The following is a 26,066-nucleotide window of genomic DNA, read 5'->3' as shown; positions in this document are numbered from 1 at the left end:
TTCCTCCTTTATTATTCGCCTTTTGTTTTAGCGACAATAGCATCAGATATATTTTTAGGAACTTCATCATAGTAAGAAACTTCCATGGAGTAGTTCCCACGACCCTGTGTTTTAGAGCGTAAGTCGGTTGCATAACCGAACATTTCAGAAAGTGGAACAAATGCGTTGATTACTTGTACACCATTGCGTGGTTCCATACCTTCGATACGACCACGGCGGGAGTTTAAGTCACCAATTACATCGCCCATGTATTCTTCAGGAACAGTAACTTCAACTTTTACATATGGTTCTAATAATACTGGATTTGCTTTTAAAGCACCAGCTTTGAATGCCATAGAACCTGCAACTTTGAAGGCCATTTCTGAGGAGTCAACTTCATGATAAGAACCATCATAAACGATAGCTTTGATATCAACCATTGGATAACCAGCAACAACACCGTTTTCCATAGCTTCTTTGATACCATTTTCGATTGGTCCGATGTATTCTTTAGGAATAGCACCACCAACGATTTTGCTTTCGAAGGAGAAACCTTCACCTGGATCTTGTGGAATGAGTTCAATCCAGCAATGACCATACTGACCTTTACCACCGGACTGACGAACGAATTTACCTTCAGATTTAACTGTTTTGCGGATTGTTTCACGGTAAGCAACCTGTGGTTTACCTACTTTACAATCTACTTTAAATTCGCGGCTCATACGGTCTACGATAATATCGAGATGTAATTCACCCATACCAGAGATGATTGTCTGTCCAGTTTCAGCATCAGTTCTTACACGGAATGTAGGATCTTCTTCTGCTAATTTCTGGAGAGCAATACCCATTTTTTCCTGGTCAGCTTTAGTTTTTGGTTCTACAGCTACGGAAATAACTGGATCTGGGAATTCCATAGATTCAAGAACGATTGGATGATTTTCATCACAAAGTGTATCACCAGTTGTAGTATCTTTAAGACCTACAGCAGCAGCGATATCACCGCTGTAAACAACTTCAATTTCTTTACGGTTATTTGCATGCATCTGTAAAATACGTCCGATACGTTCTTTTTTGCCTTTTGTAGAGTTAAATACATAAGAACCAGCATTTAATGTACCGGAGTAAACACGGAAGAATGCGAGTTTACCAACAAATGGGTCAGCCATAATTTTGAATGCTAACGCTGCGAATGGTTCTTCGTCGCTAGATTCGCGTTTGTCTTCTTCATTTGTATCAGGATTTATACCTTTGATTGCTGGAATATCAACTGGAGCTGGCATATAGTCAACAACAGCATCAAGCATAGGCTGAATACCTTTATCTTTGTAAGAAGAACCGCAAACTACTGGAGTAATTTCGCAAGCGATTGTAGCTTTACGAATTGCAGCTTTGATTTCTTCTTCAGTGAGTTCTTCACCTTCAAGATATTTCATCATTAATTCATCATCTGTTTCTGCAACAGAATCAAGCATTTTCTGACGATATTCTTCAGCTTTTTCTTTATATTCAGCTGGAATTTCTACGGATTCAGGTTCTTTTGTATAATCTTCTTCGTAGATTACAGCTTTCATTTTAATTAAGTCAATAAGACCTTGGAAAGTATCTTCAGATCCGATTGGAATCTGAATAGCAACTGGATGTGCGTTAAGACGTTCAACCATCATTTTGAGAACATTATAGAAGTCAGCACCGATGATATCCATTTTGTTAACGTATACCATACGAGGTACATGATATCTTTCAGCTTGACGCCAAACTGTTTCAGATTGAGGTTCAACACCGCTTTTTGCGGATAATACAGTAACAGCACCATCAAGTACTTTAAGAGAGCGTTCTACTTCAACTGTGAAATCCACGTGGCCTGGTGTATCAATGATGTTAATACGATGGTTTTTCCAATGGCAAGTTGTAGCAGCAGAAGTAATTGTAATACCTCTTTCTTTTTCCTGTGCCATCCAGTCCATTGTTGCTCCACCTTCATGAACTTCACCCATTTTATGAAGTATACCTGTGTAGAACAGAATACGCTCTGTAGTAGTGGTTTTACCAGCATCAATATGTGCTATAATACCAATGTTACGAGTTTTTTCGAGTGAAAACGCTCTTGCCACTTACTCATCGCTCCTTATATTATACAAAAGATACTTTAAAATTACCAACGATAATGAGCAAATGCTTTATTAGCTTCAGCCATTTTATGAGTATCTTCTTTTTTCTTAATTGCTGCACCTGTGTTATTAGCAGCATCCATTAATTCGCCGGAAAGACGTTCGTTCATAGTTTTTTCACCACGAAGTCTAGCATAGTTAACAATCCAACGAATACCAAGTGTCATACGACGATCCTGACGAACTTCTACAGGAACTTGGTAGTTAGCACCACCAACACGGCGAGCACGAACTTCTAATACTGGCATAACATTTTTCAATGCAGTTTCAAAAACTTCCATTGGGTCTTTACCAGTTTTTTCTTTTATAATGTCAAATGCATCATATACAACTTTCTCAGCAACACCTTTTTTACCGGAAAGCATAACTTTATTTATGAATTTAGTTACAACCTTGGATTTGTACACCGGATCTGGTAATACATCTCTTTTAGGTACGGAACCTTTTCTTGGCATTACTACCCCTCCTTGTCATAGTCTTCAATGTTTTAAGTAATTATTTTTTCTTAGGACGTTTTGCACCGTATTTAGATCTTCCTTGTTCACGGTTTTGAACACCTGCAGTATCCAAAGAACCACGAATGATGTGATAACGCACACCTGGTAAGTCTTTTACACGACCGCCTCTAATTAAAACAACACTATGTTCCTGAAGATTGTGACCAATACCAGGGATATAAGCTGTTACTTCAATACTATTCGTTAAACGAACACGGGCAACTTTACGCAATGCGGAGTTTGGTTTTTTAGGAGTAGTAGTATATACTCTTGTGCAAACACCACGTTTCTGCGGGCAATTTTTTAATGCCGGTGCTGTAGATTTTTCCTGCATGCTCTGTCTGCTTTTACGAATCAACTGATTTATTGTAGGCATACATGCACCTCCTTCCTCAAATTTCCAAAGGCTTCAAAGCCCTATCCTTGTTTCGGATATTTTAGATTAAGAAATCTCACTTGCTGTGAGATTTTCAGCTTAGTTAACGGTATCCCTTAAAGTAATGCTACCGCAGCAGCGCCTACTTCAATGTTACAGGATTTACCTAGTTCAGCCATTGTATTTCCAAAAATCATTTCTACATTTTTAGTCATACAAAGCTCTTTTAAAGGGCTTAAAACTCTATCATCTGCGTCATCTGCTATGTAAACACATTTCGCTAAATCGTTTTTCACCGCTTTAGTAACTTGTTTTATGCCAATAACGCGTTTAGCATTTTTCAGTGTAACTGTCATTTTATCACTCCTAAATACTAACTGACAGATTTCAGGCACTCATTAATATTATCATCATTAAAAAGCATTGTCAACACATATTTTACAAGTATTTTTATTAACACGGCTCCTGGCGTATCATGTAAAAATATAAAAGCCGTAAAAACCCTTATAAATAAAGGCTTCATGGCATCTTACTTTCTAATTTATTAAATTTTAAGAAAATATTTTTATTTACATACCTTTTACATTAGACACTTGTTTTTGATAGAAAGATTTTATTTTTCACCTAATATTGTCGTAAAAAGCACAAAAAGGACACCGGATAATATCCAGTGTCCTTTAATAGCTTATCAACTTTACTTAAAATAAAATTATTTAAGTTCTACAGTTGCGCCAGCTTCTTCTAATTTAGCTTTTAAAGCTTCAGCGTCTTCTTTGGAAGCGCCTTCTTTAACAGGAGCAGGAGCACCGTCAACTAAAGCTTTAGCTTCTTTTAAGCCAAGGCCAGTTACTTCACGAACAACTTTGATTACGTTGATTTTTTTGTCGCCAGCGGAAGCAAGAATTACATCGAATTCAGTTTTTTCTTCAGCAGCAGCAGCACCAGCTGCAGGAGCAGCAGCTACAGCTACAGGAGCAGCAGCGCTAACACCAAATTTTTCTTCCATAGCTTTTACAAGTTCGGATAATTCAAGAACAGTCATTTCTTCAATGGCTTGCATAATTTCTTCTTTAGTCATTTTTATATTCCTCCAAATTTAAAACATTAATTTCATTTTATTTTTATATTATTTATATAGAGAGAGTCTGCTTATGCAGATTCTTTCTGAGCGCGGATTGCATCAAGCACATATACTGCATTGCGAATAGTACCCTGAAGTACGTTGACAACGCCAGAGATAGGAGCTTGCATACTGCCAAGAACTTTCGCGATGAGAACTTCGCGGGATGGTAGGGATGCCAAAGCTTTAACTTCTTCAACATTGATAACTTTACCTTCAACAAGACCAGCTTTAATAGTTAAAACTTCTGTGTTTTCAAGTTTGTTTTCTTTGATGAATTCATATATAACTTTAGCTGGAGCTACAGCATCATCAGCGGATACTGCAAGAGCAGTAGTACCGTTAAGAACTGGATCTAAACCTTCTAAGCCAATTTCATTTGCAGCAATACGAACCATTGTATTTTTTACAACATGATAAGTAACACCTGCTTCACGAAGTTTAGCACGAAGTTTCATATCTTGAGCTACAGTTAAACCTCTATAACCTGTTAATACAGCACCTTTTGCAGAGCTAAGTTGTTCTTTAAGACCTGCAACTGCGGCCTGTTTTTCTGGACGAATGTTTGCCATTTACATGACACCCCCTCTCAAATGAGAAATATTTATTACGAAACCAAAAAACGGTCTCTAGTGAGGACCAGAGACCGCAAAGTTTTCATGCCTTGCCAAGTATCTGACCTCGGCAGGCTATATTATGTTACAAATAATGTAACACCTGCTGTCTTAAGTCGCTTTACTAAATGAATATTAAATTATTCAGCTTTAGCAGCTTTGAAGTTTGTGTTTACAGTAACAGCTGGGCCCATAGTTGTGCTAACTGTGATGTTACGCATATACTGACCTTTAGCTGCTGCTGGTTTAACTTTTACTAATGTGTCAAGAAGAACCTGTAAGTTTTCAACAAGTTTTGCATTGTCGAAAGAAACTTTACCGATTGGCACATGTACGTTACCAGCTTTATCTGTTCTATATTCAACTTTACCTGCTTTAATTTCATTAACAGCTTTTGTTAAATCCATTGTAACAGTACCAAGTTTAGGGTTTGGCATTAAGCCACGAGGACCAAGGATTTTACCTAAACGACCTACAACACCCATCATATCAGGAGTTGCTACTGTAACATCGAAGTCACACCAGCCCTCTTTGATTTTTGCAACGAGTTCATCAGAACCAACGAAGTCAGCTCCAGCAGCTTCTGCTTCAGCAACTTTATCGCCTTTAGCAAAAACTAAAACTCTTTTAGATTTACCAGTACCATGTGGTAATACAACGGCACCGCGAACTTGCTGATCTGCATATTTAGGGTTAACACCTAAACGAACAGCTACATCAACACTTTCATCAAATTTAGCAGTAGCAGTTTTTTTAACTACTTCAATAGCTTCTGCTAAATCATATGCTTTACCAGCTTCAACTAATTTAGCTGCGTCCTGGTATTTTTTACCAAATTTAGCCATTATTAAAATTCTCTCCTTTGTGGTTTTAACGGTATAAGCCTCCCACAGTCAAGTATCTTACATCAACTAATAAAATTAGTCAACGATTTCGATACCCATGCTGCGTGCAGTACCTTCGATCATGCGAGTTGCAGCTTCGATATCTGCAGCATTGAGGTCTTGCATTTTGCTTTCAGCAATTTTCATTGCTTCAGCACGTGGTAATTTAGCCACTTTCTTTTTATTAGGTTCACCAGATGCTTTTTCAATGCCAGCTGCTTTCTTTAATAACACAGCTGCTGGTGGAGTTTTTGTAACAAAAGTAAAGGATCTATCTTCAAAAACTGTAATTTCTACTGGAATAATTAAACCGCCCTGTTTAGCAGTTCTTTCGTTGAATTCTTTAACGAAAGCCATGATATTTACACCAGCCTGACCTAAAGCAGGACCAACTGGAGGAGCAGGAGTAGCTTTACCAGCGAGAACTTGCAATTTTACAAGTTTAACAACTTTTTTTGCCATTGTTATTTACACCTCCTTAGGATTATGGAATATAACTATATGTTATATTTGAATTTGCTGATTTATATTTTTTCTATCTGATCGAAATCTGCTTCAATTGCAGTTTCACGACCAAACATATCAACAACGCCTTTAATCTTACTCTTACTATAATCAATTTCTGTTATAGTTGCAACAAAATTTTCAAAAGCACCAGAAGTAATGTTTACTTGGTCTCCCACTTCAACATCAAGTTCTGTTGGTTTATCCATGCCCATTGCTTTTAAAATTCTATTTGCTTCTTCTTCAGTTAATGGAACAGGTTTTGTATTTGAACCTACAAATCCTGTAACGCCTGGTGTATTTCTTACAATATACCAAGAACGTTCATCAACTATCATTTCAAGTAAGACATAACCTGGAAAAATTTTTCTTTCTACTACTTTTTCTTTGCCATTTCTCTTTTCAGTCTCTTTTTCTACAGGCACGATTACATTGAAGATTTTGTCTTCCATGCCCATGGAGTGGATTTTTCTTTCAAGATTGGCTTTTACTTTGTTTTCATAACCGGAATATGTATGTATAACATACCATTTCTTTTCTAATTCCATGCCAAGGGACAAGACATCTCCACCTCCTGTAATTATCGTAAAATGAGATCAAATATACGGGCAAAAACAGTATCACATATCCAAATTAAAGCACAAACAAATGCCACTGCAACGAAAACTACTCCTGTATAAGAAACCAGTTCTCTGCGAGTAGGCCAAACAACTTTTTTTAACTCACTTTTTACACCAGATAAAAATCCTATTATTCCGGATTTTTCCTGATTTACTGGAGTATTTTCATTCTGTGCCATTTCTTCACTTCCTCACACTACTACAAAGGAAAACCTTATTTTGTTTCTCTGTGTAAAGTATGTTTTTTACAGAATTTGCAATACTTTTTCATTTCAATTCTATCAGGATTATTTTTTTTGTTTTTATTAGTCTGATAGTTGCGCTGTTTGCATTCAGTGCAGGCTAAAGTAACAGCATTGCGCATCTCATGCACCCCTCTTTACATCATTTAGTATAATATTCGTTCGTCTTATAAACGTCGCCTATATAATTTATCACAATTAAAAACATGTGTCAAATAAATAACACGACTTCAGGCGAAATTGAACTACCAAAAACGCCTGACACTGAAAATATTATCATTTTTCATTGAATATTTATATGGTATATTCAAAGGCTACCAACATAAATAAAGCCCCTATTAAGGGGTTGTTGTTTTAATTGGTGGCGGCGCAGAGATTCGAACTCCGGACACTGCGGGTATGAACCGCATGCTCTAGCCAACTGAGCTACGCCGCCATATTATATTTTCTGGAGCTGATGACCGGGATTGAACCGGTGACCTTATCCTTACCAAGGATACGCTCTACCGACTGAGCTACACCAGCAGAATCGGTTTTGGTTGCGGGGAGAGGACTTGAACCTCTGGCCTTCGGGTTATGAGCCCGACGAGCTACCAACTGCTCCACCCCGCGATTTGGTAAAGAATATGGAGCTGGCGAGAGGAATCGAACCCCCAACCTGCTGATTACAAGTCAGCTGCTCTGCCAATTGAGCTACACCAGCGTTTCTCGCTTTCATTTGTCAGCACCGTGCTGACAGGTAATAATGTTATCATAAGATAATTCATTTGTAAACCCCTTTTTTGAAAAAAAGTTTAAAAAAGTTTAAAAAAGTTGTTTTCAAGTATAAAAATTATGCTTATATATATTAATTAAGGATATCTTTTTTATTGATTTTATTTCCAAAAATCTTTATTTTTTTCTTCAAAAAAGCTATATTCTTCATTGACTAGCCATATAAACTCTTTTATAATCAATCACGATTTAACAAATATTTTTGATTTAATTTATTTTGCTAATACATAATAAAAATTGTATAATAGGTATCATATATTATGTATTTAATATATATAAATTACATAAATATATTAGATTGGAGTTAGATTAATGTTAGAATTAAAAAATCTATCATTTTCTGTTAATGATGGAAATAAAACAAAACAAATTCTTAAAGATATCAATTTAGTTATTGATGATAAAAAATTTACAGTAATCACAGGTCCAAATGGTGGTGGTAAATCTACATTAGCCAAAATCATCATGGGCATTGAAAAACCAACTAGCGGAAAAATCTTCTTTAATGGTGAAGATATAACTGATTGGGATATTACTAAACGAGCTTTAGCTGGTATTAGTTTTGCCTTCCAACAACCAGTTCGCTTCAAAGGAATTGGTGTTAAAGATTTACTCAGCCTAGCAGCTGGAGAAAAATTATCTACTAGTGGCGCTTGCACTTATCTTTCTGAAGTAGGTCTTTGCGCTGCTGATTATGTAAATCGTGAAGTAGATACTTCCCTATCTGGTGGCGAAATCAAACGCATTGAAATCGCTACTATTTTGGCCCGAAAACAAACAAAATTGGCTGTTTTTGATGAACCAGAAGCTGGCATTGATTTATGGAGTTTCCAAAAACTCATCAGTGTTTTTGAAAAATTACATGAACAACAACAATCCATTATGATTATTTCCCATCAAGAACGCATCTTAAATATAGCTGACCAAATTGTATTAGTTGCAAATGGCTCCATTAAACAAATTGGCACAAAAGAAGAAATCATGCCTCAACTTATGGAAGTTGCTGGTGTTTGTGATTTCTATAAAAAATAGGAGGACTCCTCATGTTAGATAATCTAGAAAAAGATTTATTAGAAAAAGTAGCTGGTATTAAAGATAAACCACAAGGTGCTTATAATATCCGTTTAAATAGTAAAGCTGTTGATAGAGCTTCTAGTAAAAATATAACTATAACTAAAAAAGAAGATAAAGATGGCATTGATATCCGCATTGCTCCAGGAACAAAAAAAGAAGTTTGTTACATTCCTGTAATCATGGATAAATCTGGCGTTAATGAATTAGTGTATAATGACTTTTTCATCGGTGATGATTGTGATGTAACCATTGTCGCTGGCTGTGGTATCCATAACTGTGGCAATGCAGACTCTGAACATGATGGTATTCATGCTTTTTATATAGGTAAAAATTCTAAAGTAAAATATTTAGAAAAACATTATGGTTCTGGCGATGGTGATGGTAAACGCATCATGAACCCTACTACCATTGTTGAAATGGACGAAAATTCCTATATGGAAATGGAAACAACTCAAATTCGTGGTATTAATTCTACAAAAAGAATTACTAAAGGAACTGTTGGTAAAAATTCCACTTTAATTGTAAAAGAAAAACTTTTAACACATGGCAATCAATATGCAGAAAGTGATTTTGAAGTAAATTTAGATGGAGAAAATTCCCACTCTAATATCATCTCTCGAGCTGTAGCTCAAGAAAAATCAAAACAAATCTTCATTGCTAAAATCTATGGTAATAACAAATGCCATGGTCATTCTGAATGTGATGCTATCATCATGGACGATGCTACAATTTCTGCAATTCCTGAAATCAAAGCAAATCACCCTGAATCAAATTTAATTCATGAAGCAGCTATCGGTAAAATTGCAGGAGAACAATTAATAAAATTAATGAGCTTAGGCTTAACTGAAAAAGAAGCTGAAAATCAAATCATAAACGGTTTCTTAAAATAAAATATAAAAGACTCCAAACAAAATATATCGTTTGGAGTCTTTTTTTGCAGGAAATAAAATTTTTAAAACGAATATTATTTATTGATTAAGATTTATTTAGGAGGCTTTTTCATGAAAAAACTAATTACTATATTTTCATTATTAGCAATTATGCTCTTTAGTATATCTACAGCCTTTGCTGCTAATGAGAAAATCACCATGATGGATGAAGATTATAATTTAAAAAATATCCATACATTGGCTATTTATACACCAAGCTACAAACCTTCCGCATTAAGCATTGAACGTAAAGCTAAATTACCTAATGCTCCAGAATTAATCACTCCTGATATGTTGACAGACGTTATCTTCAAAGTAGCTAAAGAAGATGAAGTTACTTATACTTTATTATCTGATAAAGATGTAATCCAAAATATAAAAGCTACTACAGGTACTGATATCACTACTTTGTCCAATCGTGAAGCACTAGCTATCTATAAAGAAAATATTAAAAATTATGCTGATGCTTATGTAATTTTCACATTTGCTAATGATAGCCGTGTAGTTATGTTTGCTGATGTTTATGATGCTAAAGACAATCATTGGATTTGTTCTTATCAAATAATCGGCGGAGATACTGAAGATGATAATTTAGAAAATTATTCAATGTTTATGCATAAGTTCTTCCGTACTTTAACTATTCAAAGCCAAAAATAAACATAGTTTATAAATATTAATTTATGGTATATATATTCTTTTAGTTTATATATACCATTTTTTATTAAAAATTTTTTAAAAAACTATTGAAATTTTATACGATTGAGTTGTATAATTATAACCACCTTATTTTGTTAGCGTTTTTTTTATTTTGTGTTATAATTTATTTACATGTTAACACTGCATATCTTTAATTATATTGAAGCGTTAATATTTAACTTTTAAAAATGGAGGATATCATGATTAGAGTAAGTATTATTGGTGCTACTGGATATGCTGGTGCAGAACTTTTACGTTTACTGTACAACCATCCCCAAGTTCAAGTAGTGCATATAACTTCAGAAAGTTATACTGGTAAAAAAATTTCTGAAGTATATCCTCACTTACGAGGATTATATGACCAAGAATTAATCAGTATGAAAGATATGGATACTATCGCAAACGATAGCGATTTTGTATTTATTGGTCTTCCTCATGGTCATGCTATGGAAGTAGGTAAAGCTTTAGCCGATACTAATGTTCGCATTATTGATTTAGGTGCTGATTATCGCTTTGATGATACAGATATCTATGAAGCATGGTATAAAGTAGCTCATACACATAAAGACGCACCTCGCGTTTATGGTTTAGCTGAACTTTATCGCGAAGATATTAAAAATGCTAAAATTATTGGTAATGCTGGTTGCTATACTACTGCTAGTATCTTAGCTTTAGCACCACTTGTAAAAAATGAATTTATTGAACCAAATACTATTATTGTTGATGCTAAATCTGGTACTTCTGGTTCTGGTCGTTCAGCTAAACAAATGACACATTACCCTGAGCTTTATGATAATTTCAAAGCTTATGGCGTAGCTACACATCGTCATACACCTGAAATCGAACAGGCTTTAGGTCATTTATGTCATCGTAAAGTTACTTTGAACTTCACACCTCATCTAGTACCAATGTCTAGAGGAATTTTAAGCACTTGCTATGCTAATATCAAACAATGGGTTACTCCAGAAATGATAGATAAAGCATACACTGATATGTATGGCGATGAATATTTCATTCGCTTATTAGGTAGAGGTGCTTATCCATCTACTAAAGAAGTTCGTGGTTCTAACTTCTGCGATATCGGTTGGCATATTGACCTTAGAACAGGTCGCATTATCGTCCTTTCCGCTATTGATAATTTAGTAAAAGGCGCCGCAGGTCAAGCTATTCAAAACTTTAATATTGCTTGCGGTTTTGATGAAAAAACAGGATTGGATTTCACTCCAATTTATCCATGATATTTCGATAACTCGGAGGTATATTTTATGATAAAAAAAGATACTCAAGGTGTAACGTTTGCCAAAGGTTTCACTGCAGCAGGCGTTAAAGCTGGCATAAAAAAAAGCGGTAACTTAGACGTTGCTGTTATCTATACAAAAACTCAAGCTGTTGTAGCGGGTACATTCACTCAAAATAAAGTAGCTGCTGCTCCAGTTTATGTATCTAAAGAAGTTGTTGCTACAGGAACTGCTCATGCAATCGTAGCTAATGCTGGTTGTGCTAATGCATGCACAGGTCAACAAGGTTTAGATGATGCTCACAAAATGGCACAAATCGCAGCTGATGAGCTCGGTGTTAATGCTAATGATGTAATCGTTGGTTCCACTGGTGTTATCGGTGTTAATTTGCCAATGGATAAACTTGAAGCTGGTATCAAAGATGCTGTAGCTAATTTATCTGCTGATGGCAGTGATAATGCTGGTAGAGCTATCATCACTACTGATACTCACAGCAAAAGTGTAACTTGCGAATTTGAATTATCTGGTAAAACAGTTCGCATGGGCGCTATCGCAAAAGGTTCTGGTATGATTCGTCCTAATATGGCTACAATGCTTTGCTATATTACTACTGATATTGCTATCGACCAAGCTCTTTTACAAAAAGCTGTATCTGGTTGCGTAGAAAAATCCTTCAACATGATTTCCGTTGATGGTGATATGAGTACAAATGATATGGTAATCGTACTCGCTAATGGCGAAGCAAATAATGCAAAAATCACAGAAGAAAACGCTGATTATCAAATCTTCTTTGATAAACTCATGATGCTTTGCACAGAACTTGCAAAACAAATTGCAGCTGATGGTGAAGGTGCTAGCAAATTCTTAACAATCAATGTAAAAGGTGCAAAATCTTTTGCTGATGCTAAAACTGTAGGTATGGCAATTGCTAATTCTCCACTTGTAAAAACTGCATTCTTCGGTGAAGACCCTAACTGGGGACGTGTAATCTGTGCTGTTGGTTACTCTGGTGCAGATATGGTTCCTGAAAAAACTGTTGTAAAATTCGGCGGCATTACTATTTTTGCTAATGGTACTGGTGCAACTTATGATGAAAAAGCTCTCGCTCATGTTATGAAACAAAAAGATATCGTTATCGATATTGAATTAAACATGGGTCAAGAAGATGCTACAGTTTGGAGTTGTGACCTTTCTTACGAATATGTAAAAATCAATGGGGAGTATCACACCTGATGAGTAATTTAAATAATTTTTCCGCAGAAGATAAGGCTTCTATTCTAGTAGAAGCCCTTCCATATATTCAAGAATTCTATGGCAAAACTATCGTTATCAAATACGGTGGTAATGCCATGATAAACGATACTTTAAAAGAACAAGTAATGAAAGATATCGTACTTATGAAATATGTTGGTATTCGCCCTGTAATCGTTCATGGTGGCGGTCCTGATATCACATCTTTCTTAAAAAAATTCGGCAAAGTAACTGAATTTGTAAGCGGTCTTCGCGTTACTGATAAAGAAACTGTGCAAATCGCTGAAATGGTACTTGCTGGTAAAATCAATTCTGAAATCGTAAACCGTTTAAATCGCCTCGGCATTCGTGCTGTTGGTTTAAGTGGTAAAGATTCAGATTTAATCATCGCTCATAAAAAATTAGCAGAAGTACATAATGGTACAGACGCTGTTGAACAAGTAGATATCGGTTATGTTGGTGAAGTAGAAAAAATCAATACAGCTTTAATCAATGATTTACTAGATAATGATTATGTTCCTGTAATCGCTCCAATCGGTGCAGGTCATGCAGATGAATCATTTAATATCAATGCTGATTATGTAGCTGCTGAAGTTGCTGGTGCACTTCAAGCTGAAAAACTTTTACTCTTAACTGATACTAAAGGAATTTATCGCGATTTTGAAGATAAATCTTCCTTTATCTCTACACTCACTCAAAGCGAAGCTAAAAAACTCATCAATGATGGCAGTATCGGTGGTGGCATGATACCAAAAGTAGAAGCATGTCTCCATGCTCTCGATAGCGGTACTGGCAAAGCTTGTATCATTGATGGTCGCGAAGCTCATTCTTTAATTCTCGAATTATTTACTTCTCAAGGTATCGGTACAGAAGTAGTTCGTTAATTCGACAAAAGGAGAATTTATATGTTAACTAATGAAGAAATATTCGCAAAAGACAAAAGCGATTATTTGCCTGTCTTTGCTCGTTATAATATAGTTTTAGACCATGGCGATGGTCCATATGTTTATGATACAAAAGGTAAAAAATATATCGACTTTTTAGCTGGCATTGCTGTAAATGTAGTTGGTCATAATTATAAACCACTCGTTGATGCAGTTTCTCAACAAGCTAGCAAAATGATACATTGCTCCAACCTTTATTACACTGAAGTTCAAGTTGAAGCAGCAGAAAAACTCAAAAAATTAAGTGGCATGGATAAAGTCTTCTTCGGAAATTCCGGTGCAGAAGCTAATGAAGGGGCTATCAAACTTGCTCGTAAATACGCAACTAATATTGACCCTGAAAAAATTCAAATAATCTCTGCGCTTCATAGTTTCCATGGACGTACACTTGCTACATTGACTGCTACAGGTCAAGATCATTATCATCATGGCTTTGGTCCATTACCTGCTGGTTTTGACTATGTACCATACAATGATATTCAAGCACTTGAAGCAAAAATGAGTGATAAAACTTGTGCTGTAATGCTTGAAGCTATCCAAGGTGAAGGTGGCGTTCATGTTCCTGATCCAGATTATTTACCAAAAGTACGTGCTTTATGCGACAAATACAATGCCGTTTTAATCTTCGATGAAGTTCAATGCGGTATGGGTCGTACTGGTACATTCTTCGGTTGTCAACAATTTGGTGTAAAACCAGATATTGTAACACTCGCTAAAGGCTTAGCTGGTGGTGTACCAATCGGTGCTTTCATGGCTACAGACAAAGTTGCTAGTGCCTTCCACGCTGGAGACCATGGTTCTACATTCGGTGGTAATCCTCTTGCTTGTGCAGCTGCTTGCGTTGTTTTAGACGCTTTAATTGATGGCAATCTCATGGAAAATGCCAAAGAAATCGGTGCTTATCTTCAATCTAAATTTGAAGAATACAAAGCAAAGTATCCAAATTTAATCAAAGAAGTTCGTGGACGTGGTTTAATTTTAGGCATGGAACTTACTCGTCCTGGCCGTGAAATTGCCAACGAATGTTTAGATTATGGTGCAATCATCAACTGCACTGCTGGCAATGTACTTCGCTTTGTACCACCACTTAATATAACAAAAGCTCATGTTGACGAATTAATTTCTGTTTTAGATAAAGTATTACCAAAATACGCTTAAAACTTAACGAGGAGGAAATATTCATGCTAAAAGGCAAAGATTTATTATCTATACATGATTTAACTTCTGATGAAGTTATGGAAATTTTAAATTTAGCTCATGAATTAAAAGCTAAACAAAAAGCTGGTATTGAACATCACATTTTAAAAGGTAAAACTCTCGGTATGATTTTTGAAAAATCTTCTACTCGTACTCGTGTTTCCTTTGAAGTTGGTATGTATCAATTAGGCGGACAAGCATTATTCTTATCCAACCGCGACCTTCAAATCGGTCGTGGCGAACCAATTAAAGATACTGCTCGTGTTCTTTCTCGTTATCTTGATGGTGTAATGATTCGTACTTTCGGTCATGAGATTGTTGAAGAATTCGCTCAATATGCTAGCATTCCTGTAATCAACGCACTCACAGACTTACTTCACCCTTGCCAAGCACTCACAGACCTTTTAACTGCTCAAGAACATAAAGGCAAAGATTTAAAAGGCTTGAAAATGGCTTATATCGGCGATGGTAACAATATGACTCATTCCTTAATGTATGCTTGTGCTAAAGTTGGTATGAACTTTGCTAGTGCTAGTCCAAAAGGCTATGAACCAAATGCTCAAGTAGTAGCTAATGCTAAACTTGATGCTGCACAATCTGGTTCTACTATTGAAATCTTAAATGACCCATTTGAAGCTGCTAAAGATGCAGATATTTTATATACTGATGTTTGGGCAAGCATGGGACAAGAAGCTGAACATGATGAACGTGTAAAAATCTTCAAAGATTATCAAATCAATAATGAACTTCTCAGCGTAGCTGATAAACGCGCTATCGTAATGCATTGTCTTCCTGCTCATCGCGGTGAAGAAATCGCTGAAGATGTTCTTGAAAAGAATGCAAATGTTATTTTTGATGAAGCAGAAAATCGTCTTCACACACAAAAAGCAATTATGGCTCTTTTAATGGGCTGATAAATCTGTTAATATATCTAATAGCCATACATAAATATGACTATTTAAAAATCGTAATTTAAGGAGTTGTAATTTAAATGGAAAATATTAAAAAAGTAGTCCTTGCTTACTCTGGTGGTCTTGATACTTCCGTTATCATTCCATGGCTCAAAGAAAACTATAATGGTTGCGAAGTTATCGCTGTTTGTGCTGATATCGGACAGGGTGACGAATTAAATGTTGTTCATGACAAAGCTTTAAAATCTGGTGCTTCTAAAGTTTATATTGAACATTTAACAGAAGACTTCGTAGAAAACTATGTATTCCCAACTTTAAAAGCTAGCGCTGTTTATGAAGGTAAATATCTTTTAGGTACTTCCTTTGCTCGTCCACTTATCGCAAAACGTCTTGTTGAAATCGCTAAAGAAGAAGGCGCTGATGCTATTGCTCATGGTGCTACTGGTAAAGGTAATGACCAAGTTCGTTTCGAACTTTCTGTAAAAGCTCTTGCTCCAAACATCAAATTAATCGCTCCATGGCGTGAATGGGAACTTCGTTCTCGTGAACAAGAAATTGCTTATGCTGAAAAACATGGTATTCCAATCGCTACAGAAAACAAAACTTATTCCATGGATAGAAATATCTGGCACTTAAGCCATGAAGGTTCTGACCTTGAAGATCCTTGGAACGCTCCAAAAAATAGCATGTACTTAATCAGCAAAGCTCCTGAAAATGCTCCTGATGAAGCTGAATATGTCACAATTGACTTTGAAAAAGGTATTCCTGTTTCTGTAAATGGCGAAAAACTTGCTCCTGTTGCACTTCTTGAAAAATTAAATGAAATCGGTGCTAAAAATGGTGTAGGTATCACAGATATCGTAGAAAACCGTCTTGTTGGTATGAAATCCCGTGGCGTATATGAAAACCCAGGCGGAGCTATCTTATATGCAGCTCATCAAGAACTTGAATATCTTTGCCTTGACCGTCAAACTCTCCATTACAAAGAAACAGTTGCTATCAAATATGCTGAACTTGTTTATGATGGTATGTGGTTCTCCCAACTTCGTGAAGCTCTTGCAGCATTCGTTGATGCAACTCAAGAAACAGTTACTGGTACTGTTAAACTTAAACTTTATAAAGGTAATATTTGCCCAGCTGGTGCAAAATCTCCATACTCCCTCTATAGCCAAGAATTCGTAACATTTGAAGAAGACGATGTTTACAACCAAGCAGATGCTACTGGATTCATCAACCTCTTTGGTCTTCCACTCAAAGTTCGTGCATTAATGAAAGAACAAGCAGGTTTAAAATAATGGCTGAACAAATGTGGGGCGGTAGATTCGCCAAATCTACAGATGAAATGATCAATGAATTTCAGGCTTCTATTAACTTTGACAAACGCATGTATCATGAAGATATAGCTGGTAGCATAGCTCATGCTACCATGCTTTGCAAAGTTGGTATTTTGACTGAAGAAGATAAAAATAATATCATCTCCGGCTTAAAAAATATTTTAGCTAAAATTGAACAAGGTGATTTTAATTTTTCTGTTGACCTTGAAGATATTCATATGAATATTGAAAAACGTCTTACAGAAGCTATCGGTGAAGCTGGCGGTCGTCTTCACACTGCTAGAAGCCGTAATGACCAAGTAGCACTTGATACCCATATGTATGTACGTCGTGAAACAGTTGAAGTTATTAATTTAATCAAAGAATTACAGACTGCTTTAACTGAAACAGCTACAAAATACAAAGATGTAATCATGCCTGGTTATACTCACCTTCAACGTGCACAGCCTATTTTATTCTCTCATCATATGATGGCATATTTCTCCATGCTCAGCCGTGACTTCTCCCGTTTCAAAGGTGTTTATGAACGCTGTGATATTATGCCACTTGGTGCTGGTGCTCTTGCTGGTACAACTTTCCCTATTGATCGTGAATTTGTTGCTAAACAGCTCAATTTTGATGCTATTTATGCAAACAGCTTAGATGCTGTAAGTGATAGAGATTACATCATGGAATTTTTATCCGCAGCTTCTATTCTCATGATTCACTTAAGCCGTATCAGCGAAGAAATCATCTTCTGGTGCTCTCGTGAATTCTCTTTCGTAGAATTAGACGACGCTCATTGCACTGGTTCTAGTATGATGCCACAGAAAAAAAATCCTGACGTATCCGAACTTGTTCGCGGTAAAACAGGTCGTGTAATTGGTCATTTGATGGCTATGCTCACAACTGTAAAAGGTTTACCTCTTGCTTATAATAAAGATTTACAAGAAGACAAAGAAGGTTTATTTGACGCTATTGATACTATCAAATTCAGTCTTGCTGTATATGCTCAATTAATCCGTGGCATGAAAGTTAGAAAAGATGTAATGCTTAAAGCTGTTCGTGAAGACTTCTCTAATGCTACTGACCTTGCTGATTATCTTGTAAAAAAAGGTATGCCATTTAGAAAAGCTCATAGTGTATCTGGTCATGCTGTTCATTACTGCATTGAAAATAACAAATGGCTTGAAGATTTAACTATGGACGAATTCAAACAGATGTCTGATTTATTTGAAGAAGATATCTATGAAGCTATTGCACCAGAAACTTGCGTTAAAAACCGCAATTCCTATGGTGGAACATCTTATAGCCAAGTAGATATGCAACTTGCTCTTGCTGATAAAATCTTAACTCAAGAACAAGCTCAATTAGATATCTACAAAGATAAACAAATTAAACTTTAATATCTTTAAATATAGAAAGCACGCAAATACAAATTGTATTTACGTGCTTTTTCTTTTCACTTATTTTGTTTGTAATAATGATTTATTATTTTTCTTTGCAAATATTCTTTTGGTAAATAATCTAATATTATTGTACCACCTAAAATATTTACATATCTTATTAATTCATGATACTGTTCACGAGTTACAGTTCTTCCATCTTCTTCGATAATCCTTATACTATCTAAAAATACTCTTGCTATTTTAGGATTATTAGAAAAATTACTGGAAAATAATGTAAGAACTTTAGTTGGAAAATCTTTTTTTAAGTATTCAATTGCATAATATGGATTTTGAGCAGTCTTATCATAAGTTAATCTACCTACCCACCAAAGTCTAGCAATTGGATGATGTATTAAACTCCTTTTCTTTCCATATGTAAAAAAGAAATTTCTTTTTATTTTATCTTCATTGAATACATCATTTTTCAAATTAAATCTATACTGCATATATTTAAAAAGATAATCATGTGCTAATCCTACCCATAATCGTTCATCTGTAGCTTGTGCATCAGATATATTTTTTAAATTATCATATAAAATTTTAACATTATAATAATCTGTATCTGATGGTTTATCTTTTGTCATATTCATATTAAAATCATTTACTTTGATTTTAAATTCTTGTAATGGATTATCTGGATAAATAGTTTTTATCCAATCTGCATTATCATCTTTGTAATAATACAAATTATTTTTAATATTTCCTTTAAAATATGCCAAAGCATTTTCTTTCATAAAATATAATTTCACTTTATTCATCCTCTATATTCGCATCTATATTTTTTATAGTTAACAATGTTTTCGCTATTGGCATGTGCATTATTTTTTGTGCTAAATCAATTGATATAATACTATCCATTGTTTCAGTATTTAAATATATTGACTCTTTATTTAAAAGTTTTTCTATTGCTCTAAACCAACGGTAATCTTTATAATCCTCTAATCCTTCTCTTAATTGTTCAAAAACATACACCAATGTTGGAAATATTATTGCTGTATTTACTATATTCAACATAGACGACTGTAATGCCACTGCATGATTATAATTCTCATAAACATCTCTATTTAAACCAATTCGTATCTTATCAGAATTTATTTCTACTTTCATATCTATTTTATCATCATCTTCTCGCTTATAAACAATAAAAATAGATGGCACATCTGCAAGGTCTTCTGTATCCTTTTCAATAGAGAATTTACATTGTGTTCCAATAGCTAAAATATTGCCAATATCTAAATTAAAAGTTACACCTTCATAATCTGTATTAAATTTAGAATTATAATAATCTGCTATTTTCTCTCGTACAACAATAAACGGACATAAAGATATTTCCCCTAATAAATGACCATCTTCTATATCAAAGGAAAATTCATTTTGTATTGAAGACTTTATCAAACGATATGAAGTTGCTGGTGCTTCTATATGCAATAAATATTCAGCTTTTTGCTCCTCTATCAAATTATTAATCTCTTTATTCCTTAACTTAAACTTTGCTTTTATTGTTATAATATCAAAATTTTTTTCTATATTGATATCACAATCAAATGAAGAATTAATATAATCATCATTATTTTTCCATAAAACTGGATAAGGATATAGTTTATTTATTATATCCATGAATTGATACCTCCATTGAACATAACTCATCATTATCAATAGAATATATAATTGTGTATTTTTGATTTGCTATTAAATCACCAATATATATATTATTATTTTTACATGACATTTTATTTTTCTTACTATCATATGCTGTACTTACTGAAGCTGGTATACTACCTTGTTCACCCATTAAATAAATTTTAATGTATGAATTACATGAACTCCTTTTTGGAACAAAACTCAATTTATATTCTTTATTATTTTTATCATAAAGAAATAATCTAAAACTCAATGGCTCTATTTTTGAAGGATTTTCTAATAAACTATCACCTTCGTTAGAAGGTATTCCAAAATATTCATAAACATTAAAATCTGTTTGTTTATTACTCTTATTATGTTTTTTTCTAGCTACTAAATCACCATTATCATTTATTTCTCCTTCAACATTAATATTTCCATTATTTAAATTTGCTTCATCAATAATTTGTGTACCTTCTTTATTTGAAGTTATTACTTCTATTTTTTTCAAACTAGATACACTACTCGTCTTATTTAATAAACTTTCTTTTTTGTTTTGTTCTTTAGTTTTTACCTCTATAACTTCATCTGGTAAATATTCACTAGCTCCTACAGCATCCATTTCATCTAAAATTGTATTTCTTCCTAAATCTTTTATTTCATCTTTTATAAATTTATATAATTCTTTTACTATCTTTTCAGCTTCTTTTTTATTATCATGTCTATTCGGTTCCCATTTATCATGTTGTTGTGTTTCCATTGAACGAAAGTATTCATCAACTTTTCTATCTTTTAAAATGCAAATCCCTGCAAATTGCATAGTAGAAGAAATACGATTTTTATCAAATATTTTCATTCCATTTCCTCTAGCCATTAAAACCTTTCGTTTATTTAAGTCTTTTCCTATTAAAATATCTAATGTTATATTTCCTAATCCTGCAAATTCTTTTTCTTTATGTACTGTATTAGGTGAACATAAAACCTGATAATAATCTTTAGTTAAATCATCTGCATATTCTTGTACTAAATCTTCTAAATTTGTTTTATTTATCAATATATTTTCTATTATTATTTCTAAATCGCCATTATAAATACTTAATAAATAACTACTAAATACAGATTTTATCATCTCATTCTTCCAATCATCATCTTTTACAAAACCTAAAATATATAAATCTGTACCTATTTCCGTCCTTTTAAAATTATCCAAAGAAAAATCTTCAAAAACTGGTAAATTATTTTCTATATTTCCATAAAAACCTATACCTTGAGTCATTATTTTTTTCTTTTTTTTAGAAAGACTCCCCCAAATATTATCCTTATCTAATCTTTCTTCTTCAAAAGAAGCTAGTTTAGCTACTCCTTGATATGCTCGTATATTATCTTTATCTAATGTTCTATAATAAACAATTCTTAATTCAGAACTTGCAAATGGCGCATTTTTACCTATACCATAACTACCACCAGCTGTTCCTGTTTTATTTGATACGCCAGAAGACTTCACTAAATCAATCCAATTAGAGGATTTTTTCTCTCTTGAACCAGTTATTCCTGTTGTATTAAAATCACTTATTCGCAATAATCTTATTTTTTTTGACATAAGTATTTCTACAGCTTTTTTATAAAAAGCATTAGCCTTTTTATTATCTTCCCAATATTTTTTAGATAAAATAAAAACTTCTTGTAATCTTTCAAAATCAGGTATATCTTGTATATCTATATTACTCAAATAAAATTCTATTCTTACTGGTTTATTATCATCTAAACGAGCATCTAATGAATTTTGACATATTTCTTTTGCTAATGATTTAAATACATCTCCTCTAAAAGTTTCAATACCCGCTTCACTAACACCATTAACACATCCATTATCATTACTTGGAAAATTCCATCCTATTTTCATTATATTTCCTCCATTATTTAATTCTATCTATATTTTAATAAAAATTTTTCTATTGTCTATAATAATATTATAGTATCTATTATTTTACTTATATATTGTATAAAATCTTTATTGTAAAGTTTACACTTTTTTATATTCACTCTAAATCTAAATTATGTTAATATATTACTAACATAAATTTTATTTAGTCAGTTAAGTAAAATTATTATCTGTATATATTATATAAAGGTAGGTTGATGACATGATTGAGGATAGCACAAAATTTGAGCTAACAGATGAACTCAAAGAAAAAATTGATAATATCTTACAAACTCACGATTATGATTACACTCAAATTGTTGGTATTCTAGTAGAAGTTCAAGAACAAATTCCCCAACATTATATTCCTAAAATTGTAGCTTACTATATTGTAGAAAAACTTCCTAACGTAAAACTTTCTGTCATTTATGACTGCATAACTTTCTACGATACTTTATCTGATAAACCTCGTGGACGTTACCCAATTGAAGTATGCGATAGCATCGCTTGCAAAGTAAATAATAATGAATTCTTAATTGATACATTGCGTCGTCTTTTAAATATTGATTTTGATACTGTAACTTATGATGGTAAATTCACTTTAGAAAAAGTATCTTGCTTTGGTGCTTGTGATGTTGCTCCAGCAGTGAAAATAAACGGCATAGTATACGGTCATTTAGACAGCGAAGAAAAAATTAGAGATTTATTACAAAAATTCATCTAAGAAACGGAGGTATTTTCATGAGTAGTGTAAAATACATAACTGAAAATTTTGGTAAATATGATGTATTTTCCATTGAATCATATATGAATATCGGTGGTTTTTCTGCTTTGAAAAAAGCAATTACTATGGATAAAGAAGATATTGCTAGTTTATTAACTGAAGCAAAAATCAAAGGTCGCGGTGGTGCAGCATATCCTATGGGACGTAAATGGTCTCAAGCTCGTGCTGTAGAACGTCCTCATCATTGTGTAATTTGTAACGCTGATGAAGGGGAAACTTGTACTTTTAAAGATCGTGAATTAATAAAAAATGACCCTTTCAATCTAATTGAAGCCATCATCATTGCTGGTTGGGCAGTAAATGCTGAAGATGGTTATATTTATATGCGTTCAGAATATAGTAGATTCCGCCCTCGCCTTTTAAATGCTATCAAACAAGCTGAAGAAAATGGTTTCTTAGGTGAAAATATTTTAGGCACTGGTTGGAATTATAAAATCCATCTCTATTCTGGTGCTGGTGCATACGTTTGTGGTGAAGGTACTGCTCTTATCCGCTCTATGGAAGGTAAAGCTGGTCGCCCTCGCATGAAACCACCATTTATGAAACAAAGTGGTTTATTCGCTCGCCCTACTTGCATGAATAACGTAGAAAGTTTATCTATCGTACCTCATTTACTTCGCGATAGTGCTAAAACTTACATGAAATACGGTGTAGGTGAATCTTTAGGTACAAAACTTGTAAGTGTTGGCGGTAACGTAAAAAAACCTGGTGTATATGAAATTCCATTCGGTACTACAATCCGTGAAATCATTTATGATTTAGCTGGTGGTATTCAAGGTGATCGCAAAATTCGCCTCATTCAATTCGGTGGCGCTTCTGGAAAAATAGCTGATGATAGCATTTTAGATGTTCCTTATACTTATGAAGATTTCAAAGAACATGATTTAGTCATCGGCTCTGGTTCTATTCTTGTAATCGATGAACGTACTTCTGTAATAGATTTCTTACGTTATACTCAAGATTTCTTCTTACATGAAAGTTGTGGTCAATGCACTCCATGTCGAGAAGGTAACCGCCATATCAAAATGTTCTTAGATAAAATCAAAGCTCAAACTCATACACAAGAAGACCTAGAAACTATGCAAACTTTTGCCAAAGTTATGCCTATGTCTTCACTTTGTGGTTTAGGAGAAACAGCACAAAATGCTTTAAAATCCGCTATGAAAATTTTTCCTGATACCTTTAAAATAAAAAACTAGGAGGCATTGGAAGTTAATGGAAGAGTTAATCAATCTTAAAATAAATAATATGCCTATAAGTGTAAAAAAAGGCACTAAAATTTTACAAGCAGCTCAAATGCTTCATATAGATATTCCTCATTTATGCTATCACCCTGACCAACGCATCAAAGCACGTTGTCGTATATGTTCTGTAGAAGTTGTCGGTCAACGCCGTTTACTTGCAGCTTGTTCTACTGAATGTTGGGAAGGTATGGAAGTATTCACTGATACAAAAGTTGTACGCGATACTCAACGTGGTATTTTGCAATTAATCATGGCTGACCATGAAGAAAATTGCTTGACTTGCCCTCGTAATGGTAACTGCGTACTTCAAAAACTTTGCAGTCGTTTCAATGTTCTTCGTCCAAACATTCCTCATGTTGGTCAACATATCGAAAAACGTGGTGCTAATCCAAGCTTAGTGCATGACCCTGAAAAATGCGTAAAATGTGGTCGTTGTATCCGTGCTTGTAAAGAAATTCAAGGTATTGAAGTTTTAGGTTTTGCTGGACGCAGTACAAATATTCATGTAACAACTCCATTTGATGCTGAATTTGATAATACAAAATGCGTGCTTTGCGGACAATGTAGCCTTGCTTGCCCTGTAGGTGCATTAGTAGAAAAAGATGATACTGACCGTGTTCTTGATGCCATCTTTGACCCTAATAAAACTGTTATCGTTCAAACAGCTCCAAGTGTGCGTATAGCTTTAGGCGATGAATTTGGTATGCCAAAAGGCTCTATTGTAACTAAAAAAATGGTTACAGCACTTCGCATGATTGGTTTTGATAAAGTATTTGATACAAACTATGGTGCTGACCTCACTATCACAGAAGAAGCTAATGAATTAATCGAACGCATAAAATCTGGCAAAAAAATGCCAATGGCTACTTCTTGCTGTCCTGGTTGGGTAAATTATATGGAAAAACATTATCCTGACCTTTTAGACCATTTATCTACTACAAAATCTCCTATGCAGATTTTCTCCGCTATCACTAAAACACATTATGCAAAACAAGAAAATCTCGACCCTAAAAATATTTTCACTGTAGCAATCATGCCATGTATTGCCAAAAAATATGAAATCACTCGTCCTGAAATGGCTCATGATGGTCGTCCTGATACTGACGCAGTATTGACAACTCGTGAATTAATCAAACTCATTAAATATATCGGTATTGATTTTGAAAATCTCCCTGAAAGTGAATTTGATAATCCTATGGGTACTGCTACAGGTGCTGCTGCAATCTTTGGTGCTACTGGTGGCGTTATGGAAGCTGCACTTCGCACTACTTACGAATGGCTCACAGGAGAAGAAATGAAAAATGTTGAATACACTCCTGTTCGCGGTTTTGATGGTATCAAAGAAGCTCAAATCAATATTGGCGATAAAACTATCAACATCGCTGTAGCTCATACTTTAAATAATGCCAAAATCCTCATGGATAAATTGCGTGCTGGCGAATGTAAATATGATTTCATCGAAGTAATGGCTTGCCCAGGTGGTTGCTTAGGTGGCGGTGGTCAACCTATCGGAACAACTATGGAAGTAAATAAAAAACGCATGGAATCCATCTATCAGATAGATAAAAATACTAAATATCGTAAATCTCATGAAAATCCATATTTAAAACAACTCTATAAAGATTTTCTTGAAAAACCAGGTAGTGAAATTTCTCATAAATTATTGCATACTCATTACCAAGCACGTAAAAAACAATTTGATTTTGAAAAATAATTTA

27 protein-coding genes, 4 tRNA genes and 1 other annotated feature are annotated in these 26,066 nt (G+C 34.2%); of the genes, 13 read left to right on the top strand and 18 right to left on the bottom strand.

Annotated elements, in window-relative coordinates:
• Positions 1-11: 11 nt before the first annotated feature.
• The 15 genes from fusA to AC5LAX_RS07360 form a co-directional block, all read right to left on the bottom strand.
• Positions 12-2,090: an elongation factor G gene (gene fusA / locus AC5LAX_RS07430; RefSeq protein WP_117976955.1), complete on the bottom strand. Its 2,079-nt coding sequence runs from the start codon at positions 2,088-2,090 to the stop codon at positions 12-14.
• A gap of 41 nt (positions 2,091-2,131) precedes the next feature.
• Entirely contained in the window at positions 2,132-2,602 is a 471-nt protein-coding gene (gene rpsG / locus AC5LAX_RS07425; RefSeq protein WP_008538887.1) for a 30S ribosomal protein S7, read from the bottom strand.
• A 40-nt stretch (positions 2,603-2,642) separates the two neighbouring features.
• Positions 2,643-3,020, bottom strand: a complete 378-nt coding sequence (rpsL, locus tag AC5LAX_RS07420) for a 30S ribosomal protein S12 (protein WP_008538888.1) — start codon at positions 3,018-3,020, stop codon at positions 2,643-2,645.
• Positions 3,021-3,136: 116 nt separating this feature from the next.
• On the bottom strand, positions 3,137-3,376 hold the full coding sequence (locus tag AC5LAX_RS07415) for a L7Ae/L30e/S12e/Gadd45 family ribosomal protein (RefSeq protein ID WP_018998536.1): 240 nt from the start codon (positions 3,374-3,376) through the stop codon (positions 3,137-3,139).
• Positions 3,377-3,729: 353 nt separating this feature from the next.
• The gene (rplL, locus tag AC5LAX_RS07410; protein WP_008538893.1) at positions 3,730-4,098 is read right to left on the bottom strand and encodes a 50S ribosomal protein L7/L12; all 369 of its coding nucleotides are present in this window, start codon (positions 4,096-4,098) and stop codon (positions 3,730-3,732) included.
• A gap of 71 nt (positions 4,099-4,169) precedes the next feature.
• Positions 4,170-4,712 (bottom strand): 50S ribosomal protein L10, encoded by a 543-nt coding sequence (gene rplJ / locus AC5LAX_RS07405; protein ID WP_008538895.1) that lies wholly within the window; start codon positions 4,710-4,712, stop codon positions 4,170-4,172.
• Between the two features lie 36 nt (positions 4,713-4,748).
• Positions 4,749-4,888 (bottom strand) — a sequence feature (ribosomal protein L10 leader region).
• A 6-nt stretch (positions 4,889-4,894) separates the two neighbouring features.
• Complete coding sequence (gene rplA / locus AC5LAX_RS07400; RefSeq protein ID WP_008538897.1) at positions 4,895-5,599, bottom strand: 50S ribosomal protein L1; 705 nt, start codon at positions 5,597-5,599, stop codon at positions 4,895-4,897.
• A 75-nt stretch (positions 5,600-5,674) separates the two neighbouring features.
• Positions 5,675-6,100, bottom strand: coding sequence for a 50S ribosomal protein L11 (gene rplK / locus AC5LAX_RS07395; protein WP_008538898.1), 426 nt, complete (start codon positions 6,098-6,100; stop codon positions 5,675-5,677).
• Positions 6,101-6,162: 62 nt separating this feature from the next.
• Positions 6,163-6,690 (bottom strand): transcription termination/antitermination protein NusG, encoded by a 528-nt coding sequence (gene nusG / locus AC5LAX_RS07390; RefSeq protein ID WP_015562944.1) that lies wholly within the window; start codon positions 6,688-6,690, stop codon positions 6,163-6,165.
• Positions 6,691-6,722: 32 nt separating this feature from the next.
• Positions 6,723-6,941, bottom strand: a complete 219-nt coding sequence (secE, locus tag AC5LAX_RS07385) for a preprotein translocase subunit SecE (RefSeq protein ID WP_008538900.1) — start codon at positions 6,939-6,941, stop codon at positions 6,723-6,725.
• 35 nt (positions 6,942-6,976) lie between these two features.
• A complete protein-coding gene (gene rpmG, locus AC5LAX_RS07380; RefSeq protein ID WP_008538901.1) occupies positions 6,977-7,126 on the bottom strand; it encodes a 50S ribosomal protein L33 in 150 nt (49 codons plus the stop codon).
• 237 nt (positions 7,127-7,363) lie between these two features.
• Positions 7,364-7,440 (bottom strand) — tRNA-Met (locus AC5LAX_RS07375).
• A gap of 13 nt (positions 7,441-7,453) precedes the next feature.
• Positions 7,454-7,529: transfer RNA gene (locus AC5LAX_RS07370), tRNA-Thr, on the bottom strand.
• 11 nt (positions 7,530-7,540) lie between these two features.
• Positions 7,541-7,616 (bottom strand) — tRNA-Met (locus tag AC5LAX_RS07365).
• Between the two features lie 15 nt (positions 7,617-7,631).
• Positions 7,632-7,707 (bottom strand) — tRNA-Thr (locus tag AC5LAX_RS07360).
• 383 nt (positions 7,708-8,090) lie between these two features.
• On the opposite strand from AC5LAX_RS07360, the gene AC5LAX_RS07355 reads away from it, so the two are divergent.
• The 10 genes from AC5LAX_RS07355 to argH all read left to right on the top strand — a co-directional run bounded on the left by AC5LAX_RS07355 (position 8,091) and on the right by argH (position 18,737).
• Positions 8,091-8,810 carry an ABC transporter ATP-binding protein gene (locus tag AC5LAX_RS07355; RefSeq protein ID WP_015562946.1) on the top strand — a complete coding sequence of 240 codons (720 nt, stop codon included), beginning with the start codon at positions 8,091-8,093 and terminating at the stop codon, positions 8,808-8,810.
• 11 nt (positions 8,811-8,821) lie between these two features.
• Positions 8,822-9,742, top strand: a complete 921-nt coding sequence (locus tag AC5LAX_RS07350) for a SufB/SufD family protein (protein ID WP_008538904.1) — start codon at positions 8,822-8,824, stop codon at positions 9,740-9,742.
• 111 nt (positions 9,743-9,853) lie between these two features.
• Positions 9,854-10,438 carry a hypothetical protein gene (locus AC5LAX_RS07345; RefSeq protein ID WP_018998538.1) on the top strand — a complete coding sequence of 195 codons (585 nt, stop codon included), beginning with the start codon at positions 9,854-9,856 and terminating at the stop codon, positions 10,436-10,438.
• Positions 10,439-10,677: 239 nt separating this feature from the next.
• Positions 10,678-11,715: an N-acetyl-gamma-glutamyl-phosphate reductase gene (argC, locus tag AC5LAX_RS07340; protein ID WP_008538907.1), complete on the top strand. Its 1,038-nt coding sequence runs from the start codon at positions 10,678-10,680 to the stop codon at positions 11,713-11,715.
• A 27-nt stretch (positions 11,716-11,742) separates the two neighbouring features.
• A complete protein-coding gene (gene argJ, locus AC5LAX_RS07335) occupies positions 11,743-12,948 on the top strand; it encodes a bifunctional glutamate N-acetyltransferase/amino-acid acetyltransferase ArgJ (RefSeq protein ID WP_278402286.1) in 1,206 nt (401 codons plus the stop codon).
• Positions 12,948-13,850 (top strand): acetylglutamate kinase, encoded by a 903-nt coding sequence (gene argB / locus AC5LAX_RS07330; RefSeq protein ID WP_008538909.1) that lies wholly within the window; start codon positions 12,948-12,950, stop codon positions 13,848-13,850. The genes argJ and argB overlap by 1 nt, the downstream gene beginning before the upstream one ends.
• Positions 13,851-13,871: 21 nt before the next feature.
• Positions 13,872-15,068, top strand: coding sequence for an aspartate aminotransferase family protein (locus tag AC5LAX_RS07325; protein WP_008538910.1), 1,197 nt, complete (start codon positions 13,872-13,874; stop codon positions 15,066-15,068).
• Between the two features lie 23 nt (positions 15,069-15,091).
• Positions 15,092-16,021, top strand: coding sequence for an ornithine carbamoyltransferase (argF, locus tag AC5LAX_RS07320; protein WP_008538911.1), 930 nt, complete (start codon positions 15,092-15,094; stop codon positions 16,019-16,021).
• 77 nt (positions 16,022-16,098) lie between these two features.
• A complete protein-coding gene (locus tag AC5LAX_RS07315) occupies positions 16,099-17,313 on the top strand; it encodes an argininosuccinate synthase (protein WP_288909556.1) in 1,215 nt (404 codons plus the stop codon).
• Positions 17,313-18,737 (top strand): argininosuccinate lyase, encoded by a 1,425-nt coding sequence (gene argH / locus AC5LAX_RS07310; RefSeq protein ID WP_018998544.1) that lies wholly within the window; start codon positions 17,313-17,315, stop codon positions 18,735-18,737. Before AC5LAX_RS07315 ends, argH begins: the two co-directional genes overlap by 1 nt.
• Before the next feature lie 56 nt (positions 18,738-18,793).
• On the opposite strand, the gene AC5LAX_RS07305 is transcribed toward argH, so the two are convergent.
• From AC5LAX_RS07305 to AC5LAX_RS07295, 3 genes are read right to left on the bottom strand one after another with little or no spacing between them, the layout of a single operon-like run.
• Positions 18,794-19,528, bottom strand: a complete 735-nt coding sequence (locus tag AC5LAX_RS07305; protein WP_288909557.1) for a DUF6339 family protein — start codon at positions 19,526-19,528, stop codon at positions 18,794-18,796.
• Between the two features lies 1 nt (position 19,529).
• Positions 19,530-20,396, bottom strand: a complete 867-nt coding sequence (locus AC5LAX_RS07300; RefSeq protein ID WP_288909558.1) for a hypothetical protein — start codon at positions 20,394-20,396, stop codon at positions 19,530-19,532.
• Positions 20,380-22,302 (bottom strand): hypothetical protein, encoded by a 1,923-nt coding sequence (locus tag AC5LAX_RS07295; protein ID WP_288909559.1) that lies wholly within the window; start codon positions 22,300-22,302, stop codon positions 20,380-20,382. Before AC5LAX_RS07295 ends, AC5LAX_RS07300 begins: the two co-directional genes overlap by 17 nt.
• A 241-nt stretch (positions 22,303-22,543) precedes the next feature.
• On the opposite strand from AC5LAX_RS07295, the gene AC5LAX_RS07290 reads away from it, so the two are divergent.
• From AC5LAX_RS07290 to AC5LAX_RS07280, 3 genes are read left to right on the top strand one after another with little or no spacing between them, the layout of a single operon-like run.
• A complete protein-coding gene (locus AC5LAX_RS07290) occupies positions 22,544-23,044 on the top strand; it encodes an NADH-quinone oxidoreductase subunit NuoE family protein (protein ID WP_288909560.1) in 501 nt (166 codons plus the stop codon).
• A gap of 17 nt (positions 23,045-23,061) precedes the next feature.
• Complete coding sequence (locus AC5LAX_RS07285; RefSeq protein ID WP_008538938.1) at positions 23,062-24,303, top strand: complex I 51 kDa subunit family protein; 1,242 nt, start codon at positions 23,062-23,064, stop codon at positions 24,301-24,303.
• Positions 24,304-24,319: 16 nt separating this feature from the next.
• Positions 24,320-26,062 carry an NADH-dependent [FeFe] hydrogenase, group A6 gene (locus AC5LAX_RS07280; protein WP_288909561.1) on the top strand — a complete coding sequence of 581 codons (1,743 nt, stop codon included), beginning with the start codon at positions 24,320-24,322 and terminating at the stop codon, positions 26,060-26,062.
• Positions 26,063-26,066 lie beyond the last annotated feature (4 nt).

The organism is Megamonas sp., assembly GCF_986095205.1.
Note: the sequence above shows the minus strand (reverse complement) of the source record. Positions and strands in the feature narration are given on the sequence as shown.